This is a genomic window from Laspinema olomoucense D3b (assembly GCF_025370785.1).
Classification (GTDB): Bacteria; Cyanobacteriota; Cyanobacteriia; order Cyanobacteriales; family Laspinemataceae; genus Laspinema; species Laspinema olomoucense.
On sequence record NZ_JAMXFA010000016.1, the window covers coordinates 100769 to 113133 of the forward strand.

Here is a 12365-nt window from a genome sequence, read left to right on the forward strand (position 1 = left end):
CTCCTCCTGTGGTAACAACTTGATCCAAGCACTCCGATTGGGGAACCGACCCTTTAAAATAGAACAGAAGGTAATACAAATCCGAGATTAAAATCCAACGCAAATGGCTAACTCATCTCCGGCTGTCGAAGCACCCGCCGAAAAAATTTACTTGCCACGTACCGGCGAATCTGAGCAACTCCAAAAGATTCGCCACACCACCTCCCATGTGATGGCGATGGCAGTCCAGAAGCTTTTCCCCAAGGCCCAAGTCACCATTGGACCTTGGATTGACAATGGATTTTATTATGATTTTGACAATCCTGACACCTTCACCGAACAGGACCTCAAAGCCATCAAAAAAGAGATGGTCAAAATCATCAACCGGAAATTACCCATCACCCGCGAAGAAGTCACCCGAGAAGAAGCTGAAAGACGCATCAAAGCCATTAATGAACCCTACAAGTTAGAAATTCTCGGGGATATTAAAGAAGAACCGATTACCATCTATCACCTCGGGGAAGAGTGGTGGGATTTGTGTGCGGGTCCCCATGTGGAAAACACCAACGAACTTCACCCCAAGGCGATCGAACTCGAAAGTTTAGCTGGGGCCTACTGGCGCGGCGATGCCAACAAACAACAACTCCAGCGCATCTATGGCACCGCCTGGGAAACCCCGGAACAACTCACCGAATACAAGAGACGCAAAGAAGAAGCCCTCAAACGAGATCACCGCAAACTCGGCAAAGAACTGGGACTATTTTTGTTTGCCGACCCCGTAGGTCCCGGATTGCCCTTATGGACCCCCAAAGGCACCGTCCTGCGAAGCGTGCTTGAAGACTTCCTCAAACAAGAACAAGTCAAACGCGGATATCTCGGGGTTGTCACGCCTCATATTGCCAGAATTGACCTATTTAAAACCTCCGGTCATTGGCAACAATATAAAGAAGATATGTTCCCGATGATGGCTGAGGATGAAGAATCCGCCGCAGAAGAACGGGGTTTTGTACTCAAACCCATGAACTGTCCGTTCCATATCCAAATTTATAAAAACGAGTTGCGTTCCTATCGGGATTTACCCATGCGTCTGGCGGAATTTGGCACCGTTTACCGCTATGAACAATCCGGCGAATTGGGGGGATTAACCCGAGTTCGGGGCTTTACTGTAGATGATTCCCACCTATTTGTTACCCCGGAACAACTGGACGATGAATTCCTGAGTGTGGTGGATTTAATCTTATCGGTCTTTAATAGTTTGCAACTGAAAAACTTTAAAGCCCGGTTGAGTTTCCGTGACCCAGAATCGGATAAATATATCGGGTCTGATGAAGCCTGGAATAAGGCAGAAAATGCCATTCGTCGCGCCGTTGATACCCTGGGGATGGAGTCCTTTGAAGCGCCAGGAGAAGCGGCCTTTTATGGGCCAAAACTGGACTTTATTTTCCGGGATGCGCTCGATCGCGAGTGGCAACTAGGAACCGTCCAGGTGGACTACAACTTGCCGGAACGCTTCCAATTAGAATATGTGGGAGAAGACGGCACGCGCAAACGTCCGGTGATGATTCACCGTGCGCCTTTTGGGTCATTGGAACGGCTCATTGGTATTTTAATTGAGGAATATTCCGGGGATTTCCCCTTCTGGTTAGCGCCGATTCAGATGCGGTTATTGCCAGTGAGTGATGAATTTTTGCCCTTTGCTAAAGAGGTAGCGACTCAGATGCAAATCCAGGGAATTCGGGCTGAAGCAGATACCAGCGGAGAGCGTTTAGGGAAGCTGATTCGCAATGGGGAAAAGCAAAAGATTCCGGTGATGGCTGTGGTGGGGGCTAAGGAAGTGGAAGCGAATCAGTTAAGTATTCGCACCCGCGCCGGTGGTGAGTTGGGAACAATGGCGGTGGCAGAGGTGATTGAAAAGATGAAGGTTGCTAATCGCGATCGCACTAATTTCTAGTTCTCATTTTTAGTATAGATTTAGGGCGGATAATCATGCCTTTCCTAAATCTATACTTGCCGCACTACTTGAAGCCAAACCCAGAGTAAAAATGGACATCGTTAGCCCTTAGATTCAAGTTTAAACAGGTGGTTAAATAGGGAGTTAAATTATGCCTTCTCCATTTCCAGGAATGGACCCATATTTAGAAGGGCCGAATTTTTGGCCCGAGGTTCATAGTCGTTTAATGATAGAAATCGCAGATTTATTAGTCCCTCAGTTGCGACCCAAATATCGAGTTGCTATCGAAAAACGGGTGTATGAAAGTGCTGCAAATGATAGTTTATTGGTGGGAATTCCTGATGTCGTGGTGCAGCGTCGCCCCATTGCACCACAGCAAGATTCTAATGTAGCAGTAGCAGCGCCTCCGACTCAAAAACCTCTGCCGGTGGAAGTGCCGATGATGATGGAATTTCGGGAGGCATATTTAGAAGTTCGGGAGATGGCAACGGGGGAAGTGGTAACGGCGATCGAGGTGCTTTCTCCAGCAAATAAACGCCAGGGAAAAGGGCGGGAGATGTATGAAGAAAAGCGCAGCCGCATTTTAGCCAGTCGGACTCATTTGGTGGAAATTGACCTGTTGCGGGGTGGGGAACCGATGCCGGTTTTAGGTAACGACGTGGAGGCGCACTATCGGATTCTGGTCAGTCGAGGCGATCGGCGTCCTTATGCGGATTTATATCTGTTTAATTTACCAGAGACAATTCCCACCTTTCCCCTCCCGCTACGTTCGGGGGATACGGAACCGCTCATTGATTTAAACCAGTTATTAAATCATCTTTATGACCGGGCAGGCTATGATTTCGTGATTGATTATCAGACTGAACCCATCCCCGCTTTAGCTGAATCTGAAGCTGCTTGGGTGGATGCACAGTTAAGGGAACAAGGAATACGGGAATAAATCAAAATTGGATCGAGTGGACCCCCGGGGCGATTGCACAGGGGGGAAACAGTAGCGGCGTTTCTGGGTAGTAATAAGAATCACAGCAAATTGATTCACAGATTAGGATTTTCAGGGTCAATTTTTCTTAAAATCTCAGCCGCCTGCATCCGGGTATTTTCAGACTGAGTATTTTCAATTACTTGAACTAACCCCGCAATGGCTTGAAGATTTCCGGGGGCAATTTTCCATAAACTCTCAGCCGCCTGCATTCGGGTATATGGATGCTGAGTATTTTGAATCACTTGAATCAACAGAGCAATAGCTTCACGATTTCCTTGCCCGATTTCTCCTAAACTTTTAATCGCCAACCTACGGGTATATTCATCCTGAGTATTTTCAATAACTTGAATCACCCCAGCAATAGCTTGAGGATTTCCTTGTTCGATTTTCTCTAAACTGTAAGCCGCCAGCAACCGGGTATCTTCATCTTGAGTATTTTCAATAACTTGAACTAACCCAGCAATAGCTTGAGGATTTCCTTGTTCGATTTCCCCTAACCTCTCAACCGACAATCTACGGGTATATTCATAGTGAGTATTTTGAATGACTTGAATCAACGCCGCAATAGCTTGAGTATTTCCGGGGTCGCTTTTCTCTAAAATATCCGCCGCCTGCCAACGGGTATTTTCATCTTGAGTATTGTGAGTAACTTGAACTAACGCAGCAATAACTTGAGGATTTCTTGGGTCAATTTTCGCTAAACTGAGAATCCCTTGCCACCGGGTATTTTCATCCTGAGTATTTTGAATAACCTGAACCAAGCCAGCAATAACTTGAGGATTTCCCGGGTCAATTTTCGCTAAACTGAGAATCCCTTGCAACCGGGTATTTTCATCTTGAGTATTTTGAATCACGTTAACTAATCCACCCAGAGCTTGAGAATTTCCGGGGTCAATTTTCTCTAAACTCTCTGCGGCCTGCAAACGGGTACGTTCATTCTGAGTATTTTGAATCAATTTAACCAAGCCAGCAATAGCTTGAGGATTTCTTTGTCCAATTTTCCGTAAACTATCAATTGCTTGATGAATGAGAAATTTATCCTCAGTCCCTTGAATAACCGTAACCAAGCCAGCAATGATTTGAGGATTGCCTGGGTCAATTTTCTGTAAACTCTCAGCCGCTTGTCTACGAATATATTCCTTTTCAGTGGTTTGAATAACTTGAACTAACTCAGCGATTTGCTTCTGAGTTTCTTCATCCTGCACAGTCTTGATAACAGGTAACAACTCGCCGGGAATGGGAATCACAATATTACAACCCAAAGAAACAACCCCACCCTCAGTTGGTAACCGTGCAATTTCTGCCTTCGCTTCCTCAAACTTCTTCCGCCAATAATGACCCATTGCACGGGCAAAAATTCGCAGGCGGTCAAACTCTTCAATCGGTTGATGAATCATTTCCGTTAGGGTAGAAAGCCGCATTAAATCCCTAGGGTTTTCTTGATAGGCCCGCTGGAAAGCCCCTGCCAATAACTCTACCGATTTTTCTGGGTCTTGATAAGCCCAAGCCGCCCAACTTTGGGACTGTGCAAACTCCCTGTCATAAGTATTTTGACTGTCTAAATCTCGCTGCACATACTCTAATAAAAAACTCGCCACTTCCTTGAGGCGTTGTGCTGTAAATCGAGGATGAGCTTTGAACTGAGCTAACAATTCTTGGCGGACTGTGGCCTCCATTTCATACAATTCATGCCCCACCTCATCACACAAACTGGATAGAATTAAATCCGAAACCGCAATCCAAGGAATATCAATAAATTCATCCTGAATATCCCGCCGAAAATTGGCCCAAATCCGATAAAGTAAATCGGGAGTTAGGGCCAAAGGTAAAGCCGCATGATAAGCCAAATAAAGGTGAGGCTCCCCAAACCTTTTCTTAAAAGCATTAATCCGACGTTGAGCGGCTTCCAGTTTCATGATATGCAGTCAATGTTAATAATTTTGTTATCCCAAAAATCTCTTGGCTATTTTTTCAATGGATATTTCTAATTCTGGTAAATAGTTTTCAACAATATCCCAGACAACATCTAAATCAACATTTAAATATTGATGAGCTAATTTATTCCTAAATCCAACAATTTTATGCCAAGGAATATTATGTTCTGATGCTTTCCATTCATCGGGTAATTTTTTAATGGATTCACACATCACCTCAAGATTTCTCAGGACTGCATCTTGAATTAACATTTGTTCATAAAAACTATCTTTCCCTGTACTGGTATAATCTTTCACTCGCGTTAAACAATCTCAGATGTGAATCAAATAAAGCCGATACTCCTTCATAATTCAATCATAATTCAATGGCCTCTGCTATAACTTTATCACGAATAAAATAATGTAATGATTTAGCCGTTACCACATCAACTTTTCGATTTAAGAGTTGTTCTAAATCTTGAATCAGTCCAACGGGAAACCAGGAGGAGATTTTAGCTAAATCATAATCAATCAAAAAATCAATATCACTATCCTCCCGTTCTTCTCCCCTCGCTACGGAACCAAATATCCGCACATTAAACGCGCCATGCTGTTGTGCAATGGCTAAAATTTAATCTCGTCTTTGTTGTAATTCTTCTTTCATATTCATACAGTCATACCCTTAACAATTCGATTAAAAACTGCTCTGAGGTTACGAATGATTCACTAAATTACCCCGTAATACCTTAACGGCATTTTGTAACCCCAGGCGATCGCATTCAAACATCGGGATAAACTTTGCAATTTCCCCAGCCGTCGTCATTTCCCACCGTTCCCTCGGTACAGGATTCACCCAAACCAGATAGCGTAACCGTTGTTGACACTGCTGTAAAAATCGGTGAGTCAATTCTAACCTATCTTCACTATATCCCCCCCTTGCCGCTCCAGCATCGCTAAAAATCAGCAGACAGGCGCGATTAGGAGATAACCCGCTTAACATCTCCTCCACCCTCACCACTTGAGAATATCCCGCACTCCCATAAACATAATCCACTGGACAGTTATGGAAATAATAAACCCGCGATGCGCCTAACCGTCCCCCCCGGATGGCAGTTTCTTTAATTCTATCCCCTAAAGAATGAAAAGCCACCATTGAACCATCAACATCCAACAGCAAAACTAACTCAACTCGGTTCAGCCGTTGTGGCACCAACACCGGATTTAAGAAAAACCCATTTTGAATAATATTTTCTATGGTTGCTGTCACATCTAATTCAACTAATGGACCCTCACGGATGGGACGGCGTAAATAACGCCAAGTTTGTTTCATCTCTCTTTTCGTTAATGGTAAATAGTCCGAATATAACAAAAACTTGTCACGGGTTTTAGTTTTGGCTAACTCGACTACATCATCCATATCTAAAGCCACCTCTGGTGAAAGTTCTGGTTCAGCAGATTCTAATTTATCAACTTGATAAGAGGGTGGAATCGGGGTTTGTTCTGGAGTTTCGGGAATCGTTTGCTGTTCCTCTGCTAAGGGTTGAGGTTTTAAAGGTTTATCAGGCAGTTTGGGGATAAATTTTTTGAACTTGTTTAACCATGACCTCAGTAGAGACTGGCGTGGGGTCAATTTGACCTGTGGCTGGGTTGTTGGAATCGCGGGTTGTGTCCTGACAGGCTTCTCTAATGTTACCAATGAGGTTTCAATGGGTTTAGAGATGACCTTTTTAAAAAAATCATCAAAAATTTTTTCTTCGGAAACCGACTTCACCCACAAAGTTTTGCAGAGCCTTTTTAACGCCGCTTCATCAGCAATTCCAAACCCTTTCATTAACGCTTCTAACAGCAGTTCATATTCCTCAATCCCCAACACCAATCCCGCTTGACGCAGATTATCAAATAACTCTTGCAGGGGTAAATCATTAATCTTCATGATAAGATTTAAACTTGGTTAAATAACGCCGGTGGTCATCCCAATTTTTGAGTAAAACACCTAAATAGGGAAGTTGACCCTGTAGCTGTTTCAGGACTTGATCATCAGGATTACGGCGCAGGACATCAAACCAATCAATTAACTCACTGGTACTGATATTTTTACCAGTTTGCCGTTTTTCCTCCCGTAAAAATTCCCGCAACTCCCAGAACTTCGCCACCACTTCTTGAATCACCTGATAATTTTCGGGTTGGGGAATGGTTGCTCTATCCGGTGAACCCCCAAAAAAGCGAGCGATAATAATCTTAATTAACTGGTGTTTGTCCGGAAACGGAATATAATGAAATAAACAGCGCCGCAGAAAAGCATCAGGTAAATCTCGTTCTTGATTACTGGTAATGAAAATAATCGGAGGATGTTTAGCAACCACTTCCTCCTTAGTTTCAGGAATGTTAAAGCGTTTTTCATCCAACTCTAATAATAAATCATTGGGAAAATCAATATCCGCTTTATCAATTTCATCAATCAATAAAACCGTACGTTTATCATTAATAAAAGCCTGTCCAAGCTGCCCCCATTCTCGATAAGATTTAGGGTCATTAATTCGATTAATTTCTTCTGGATCGCTGTTTTGACGAAAAGCTAGTAATTGAGAGTCCCGCAGTCTGGCTAAATTATTATAGGTATAAAGTCCATCTTGGGCGCGACTGGTGGACTTAATCGTCCAGCAGATATAGGGTATTCCCAATTCATAGGCGACTGCTTGAGCGAGTTTAGTTTTACCACAACCGGGTTCCCCTTGCAGTAGCAAAGGACGCTGTAACGTAATGGCTAAATTAACCGCTTCGATAAGTTCATCACTGGGTAAATAGGGATAAATTCGCTGTCCATTCTTATCCCGATAGTCATCAGGCGGGTTAAGTTTTCCGGTATAGTGTAAGTTGTCGGTCGTTGGTTTTAATATTTCAGCCATTTGGACTCACAGTCCTCCCATGTAATTTGACAGAGACAGCAGATTTTTTCCAAGATATATTGATGAGTTCCCTTTTCATTGTCTCGCAGAACCTCATCCACTAAACTATCTGTGTATTGTAAAAGATTATCAGCACAAAGATATAATTCTAGCCACGTTGATAATTGTCGGCGTTTGATTGGCTGTATTTCCATAAATTTAATCAGAGTTTGGGGGATTAACTCTGAGGTTGGGTCTTGAGTATAAGGAATTTGCCAATCATTTGTAAATCCGTCTTCATCAAGTAAAAATAAAAGTAAACTATGATTTTCATCCGCCGTTCCCATTTGGCTGGCTAAATCAGCTAGAGGTTGCCAAAACTCTTGCAAAAATGTCTCCAGATAAGATTCTTCTACCTCATGAGTATTTTCTAAAATTAAAATTACTGTTTGAGATTGCCAAAGCTCACAAATCTTTTTGTGAATTGCTGTCAGGGAGCTGGTTTTATTGATTTCTACTTTGCGACTAATCTCTTGAAAAATACTCTCTAAAGAGCTATTCTGAGTTCGGCGAGAAAACTTGATTTTTTTCACAAAGTTTGAGGTATTGCCATTGGGGACATTGCGAATGAGCCGATTGAGCAACCAACGAGGTCCACTCTCCAAAGGACCATGAATTAAACAAGCGCCTATTTGATGATTTTCTACAAATTCTTTAAACAAATTTACCTGTTTATCATAATTTAAATGCAGCAATGCGTTTAACAACTTATTTTCAATATTTTCACAAGGTCTAGGCTGAATTAAATCCAGAATAAAATCAAGTTTATGAGATTGTTCATCAAGCTTGTTGATGAGAACATATTGCAGTTGCTGTAAATTTCGGTTAATACTTTTTTCAACTATCCCGAACTGAAGGCAAAGTTCATCAAACCCCGTCTGCATTTGGGTGGAAATAGCTATAAATAGTCTCTCTATCTGTTGTTCTGTCCCGGTTAGCTGCTGTTCTAAATAACTTAATTTTTCTAATAAATTTAGGGTGACTATACCTTGTTGACCCAATTGTTGCCTAATTCCAGTTATCAGTTGAATCATTAACCCCGCAAAGGCTTTACCGTCTTCCTTAAAGTCCTGCTTTAATGCTTCTCGCAAGACTCTCGGAAATTCTTTTTGGAGTAATTCCGAAACATCTTGGCGTACATGAGTCGCCAATTCTACCCCTTTGCCTGGGTCTACGGTCATTAAATCTAATTTTAAAAAAATAGTGCGCCACTCTTCAAATGTCAAAATTTCAGATTGGGTCAATCTGGCTTCTGAGGGGGTAATAATCAAGGGGATTTCTCTCTCGGTTAACTCGTGATAGGTAGACTGAAAAAATTCCGAACGCGCCAATATTACCCAGTTTTCTGTGGCTTTTGCGGCTATGTTTTTGAGATGGTTGCGAGTGGATCTATCATATTTTCTATTCTGGGAAGCGAGGAAAATAATTTGCGCGATCGCCTTCCCGGACACTCGAATTAAATCCTCATTCTCTAACCGAACATAATCAGCACGACCTGTAGGAAAATTATCAATAGCATTGGCGGTATTTCCCATCGTCACACCGCTAATCATTTCGGCCACTTTTGTCAAGAACTCTTGACCTTTGTCTGTGGATAAAAAAGCGACCGGGAGGGTCAACTCCGGTAAGATGGAAGCCCCAACACAAATTGTCCCAAAAATCGCTATTCGACGAAGCGATCGCCCAATGGTCATAAGCAATTGACTAGGAAGCCCCCCTATTATAGCCAAAGAGGCGATCGCCATTTCCGCTAACATTCCCTTCCATTAGTCTTGCCAGACCGCAGGGGAGACGGATCCACCTATCCGGAATTGAGCAAACCCTCCCAGTTTCTTGTTCATCTCGCAAGTTTAGCCTACCCACTCAAAGATTTACCTCCATATATATAGGACTCTTGGTTTCTGTCCAAGGGAGCCTGTAGGAAAATATGGATCCCTTGTTGTTGGGACTTACGCATCTATAAATGTAGAGGCGATTCGCGAATCGCCTGTAAATATGGACTGGCGATTCGCGAATCGCCCCTACAGAGATAATGGATCCTCTATTTGACGGGTTGGAGTCTCATCCGGTTGTCAAAGACTTAACTCTTCAGCCTGCGTAGGCAGGCTTCGTCCGTATAGCCCCAGGCTTTAGCCTGCGGGATTTTTATAGACCGGCCCCTACTTACAGGCGATTCGCGAATCGCCCCTACAGAGATAATGGATCCTCTATTAGGGGAATTGGAGCCTCTTAAGCCCGACTTTGAAGCCCGATCGCCTCCCATAACCGCATTCACCCGCATCAAGCGTGTTGACACCACATCTAGTATTAGTCCCGCATCTCATCTCTACTAATAGTGTAAAATGGGGTAAAGATGGCCCTCAAGGAGGCTGGATTTTCAAGGTCAATTGTAACGAAATATTACAATAGTGCCGTTAAAGCGGTTTAACATCTTGACAGTCTGAAAAGGAATCGCTAACATGGTTCACATACCCGGGTAAATCAATTCAGCGTCCTATGCAAGATAAGCAAAAGGTTACATTGTATCTGCCACCAGAACTGCATCGAAAGCTCAAAATTAGAGCCGCAGTAGACTCCGAGCCAATGTCAACCATTGCCGAACGAGCCATAGATTTTTACCTGACTCACCCCGGCGTGGTAGACGAACTAGAGTCATTCCACGGGCGCACCCATAGGGTCTATAACTGTCCCGACTGCACCAGCTCAATCGTGATGCGCGATGGAGAAATGGTATCCCTCAAAAACCAGCCGAGCGTATTGGCTGACGAAGGGTTGACGGTTGAGAAAGTGCCAGCGGTCACCGCGAACACCGATCAACAAGGTGAGGAACAATTAGTTCCCTGCTAAACCCAAGAACTTCCATCGGGAAGTAAATTTAGTGCTCCGCATCTAAACCCAGGGGCAATAAAGATCTAGCAATATTGTTGGCACCGTTTGTAGAAGGTCGATGGTCATGAAAGAAGAGCTCAATATTTTAGTCCAAGCTCAATATCCTTTAATCTACCTCGTGACCTCCGAGGAAGAACGGGCCGAGCAAGCGATCGCAACGATTGCTCAGATCAAGCCCCAGCGTAAAGTCTTTATCTGGACTGTGACGCACGGGATCGTGGAGTATGGTCAACCCCGCAACGTTACCCAACACAACACTGTGTCGCCCGAAGCGGCCATTGAGTGGGTGGTACGGCAGCGCGAGCCTGGTTTGTTTATCTTCAAAGATTTGCATCCGTTTATCGATTCTCCAGCGACCACCCGGTGGTTGAGAGATGCGATCGCCAGCTTTAAAGGCACGCAAAAAGCCATCATCCTAATGTCACCGCTCCAGCAAGTTCCCATCGAGCTTGAGAAAGAAGTCGTTGTCATTGACTTTGCTCTGCCGGATTTGGCAGAACTCAATCAGGTGCTATCCCAGCAACTAGAGACAAGCCGGACTCGCAAAATCACGACCGAAACGCGGGAAAAACTATTAAAAGCCGCCCTAGGTCTGACGCGAGATGAAGCCGAAAAAGTCTATCGTAAAGCCCAAGTCACCAGCGGAAAACTGACAGAAGCTGAAGTGGATATCGTCCTATCCGAGAAAAAACAACTCATTCGACGTAATGGGATTCTCGATTATATAGAAGAGGACGAAACCCTAGATTCCGTCGGCGGTCTGGAAGAACTGAAACGCTGGCTCAGACAACGGTCCAATGCCTTTACGGAAAGGGCACGAGAATATGGTTTACCTCAACCCAAAGGAATGTTAATTCTCGGGGTTCCCGGTTGCGGCAAGTCAATGATTGCCAAAACAACCGCCCGCCTATGGGGTTTACCCTTACTCCGATTGGACATGGGTCGTGTGTATGACGGTTCAATGGTGGGGCGATCGGAAGCCAACCTTCGCAACGCCTTGAAAACAGCCGAATCCATTTCCCCAGTGCTACTATTTATCGATGAATTAGATAAAGCATTTGGTGGAAGCGGTGGGTCATCGGACTCAGACGGAGGCACATCCAGTCGCATCTTTGGTTCCTTCCTAACCTGGATGCAAGAAAAAACCTCCCCCGTGTTCGTGATGGCGACAGCCAACCGTGTAGAACGCCTACCTGGAGAGTTCCTCAGAAAGGGACGATTTGACGAAATCTTCTTCGTTGACCTTCCCAACAACGAAGAACGGCAAGATATTTTTAAGATTCACTTGAGCAAACGGCGTCGAGAGATCGATCGCTTCGATATCGAGCAATTGGCGAAAGTCTCGGATGGATTTTCCGGGGCAGAAATCGAACAAGCTGTGATTGCAGCCATGTACGAGGCGTTTGCTCAAGACAGAGAATTTACGCAGCTAGACATCATCGCTTCGATTAAGTCTACGCTACCGCTGTCGAAGACGATGACCGAACAGGTCACGGCCCTGAGAGATTGGGCCAGACAGCGAGCTAGACCAGCTGCTTCTTCCGTCGCTGAATACCAGCGCATGGAGTTCTAAAGGCTTTCTCCTGGAGTTTCCAGGAGCAAAGGCTAACCCACATATATCGGGTTAGCAGTGTCCGAAAACCGCGATCGCGGTTCCCTTCAAACCCAAATGTTGTCGTTTCTTTAACTATCTTACTGGAGGAAAT

Annotated in this window: 10 protein-coding genes; 4 read left to right on the forward strand and 6 right to left on the reverse strand. The window is 44.2% G+C overall.

What is annotated here, in order from left to right; translation table 11 throughout:
* The first annotated feature begins 103 nt into the window (after positions 1 to 103).
* Together thrS and NG792_RS13940 are read left to right on the forward strand one after the other, a co-directional pair.
* Positions 104 to 1930 (forward strand): threonine--tRNA ligase, encoded by a 1827-nt coding sequence (gene thrS, locus NG792_RS13935; protein WP_261235779.1) that lies wholly within the window; start codon positions 104 to 106, stop codon positions 1928 to 1930.
* A gap of 151 nt (positions 1931 to 2081) precedes the next feature.
* The gene (locus NG792_RS13940) at positions 2082 to 2870 is read left to right on the forward strand and encodes a DUF4058 family protein (protein WP_261199392.1); all 789 of its coding nucleotides are present in this window, start codon (positions 2082 to 2084) and stop codon (positions 2868 to 2870) included.
* Between the two features lie 95 nt (positions 2871 to 2965).
* Here NG792_RS13940 and NG792_RS13945 read toward each other — a convergent pair whose 3' ends face one another.
* From NG792_RS13945 to NG792_RS13970, 6 genes are all read right to left on the reverse strand, one after another.
* Entirely contained in the window at positions 2966 to 4828 is a 1863-nt protein-coding gene (locus tag NG792_RS13945) for a HEAT repeat domain-containing protein (RefSeq protein ID WP_261199393.1), read from the reverse strand.
* Between the two features lie 27 nt (positions 4829 to 4855).
* On the reverse strand, positions 4856 to 5143 hold the full coding sequence (locus NG792_RS13950; RefSeq protein WP_261199394.1) for a HepT-like ribonuclease domain-containing protein: 288 nt from the start codon (positions 5141 to 5143) through the stop codon (positions 4856 to 4858).
* A 58-nt stretch (positions 5144 to 5201) separates the two neighbouring features.
* Positions 5202 to 5456, reverse strand: a complete 255-nt coding sequence (locus NG792_RS13955; protein ID WP_261199432.1) for a nucleotidyltransferase family protein — start codon at positions 5454 to 5456, stop codon at positions 5202 to 5204.
* Positions 5457 to 5537: 81 nt separating this feature from the next.
* Positions 5538 to 6758 (reverse strand): CoxE, encoded by a 1221-nt coding sequence (locus NG792_RS13960; protein ID WP_261199395.1) that lies wholly within the window; start codon positions 6756 to 6758, stop codon positions 5538 to 5540.
* On the reverse strand, positions 6748 to 7731 hold the full coding sequence (locus NG792_RS13965) for an AAA family ATPase (protein WP_261235780.1): 984 nt from the start codon (positions 7729 to 7731) through the stop codon (positions 6748 to 6750). The genes NG792_RS13960 and NG792_RS13965 overlap by 11 nt, the downstream gene beginning before the upstream one ends.
* Positions 7716 to 9527 carry a hypothetical protein gene (locus NG792_RS13970; protein ID WP_261235781.1) on the reverse strand — a complete coding sequence of 604 codons (1812 nt, stop codon included), beginning with the start codon at positions 9525 to 9527 and terminating at the stop codon, positions 7716 to 7718. The genes NG792_RS13965 and NG792_RS13970 overlap by 16 nt, the downstream gene beginning before the upstream one ends.
* A gap of 739 nt (positions 9528 to 10266) precedes the next feature.
* On the opposite strand from NG792_RS13970, the gene NG792_RS13975 reads away from it, so the two are divergent.
* Both NG792_RS13975 and ycf46 read left to right on the forward strand, forming a co-directional pair.
* Positions 10267 to 10617 (forward strand): slr0373 family blue light stress response protein, encoded by a 351-nt coding sequence (locus NG792_RS13975; protein WP_261199398.1) that lies wholly within the window; start codon positions 10267 to 10269, stop codon positions 10615 to 10617.
* A 106-nt stretch (positions 10618 to 10723) separates the two neighbouring features.
* Positions 10724 to 12232, forward strand: a complete 1509-nt coding sequence (ycf46, locus tag NG792_RS13980; protein ID WP_261199399.1) for a stress-responsive protein Ycf46 — start codon at positions 10724 to 10726, stop codon at positions 12230 to 12232.
* Positions 12233 to 12365 lie beyond the last annotated feature (133 nt).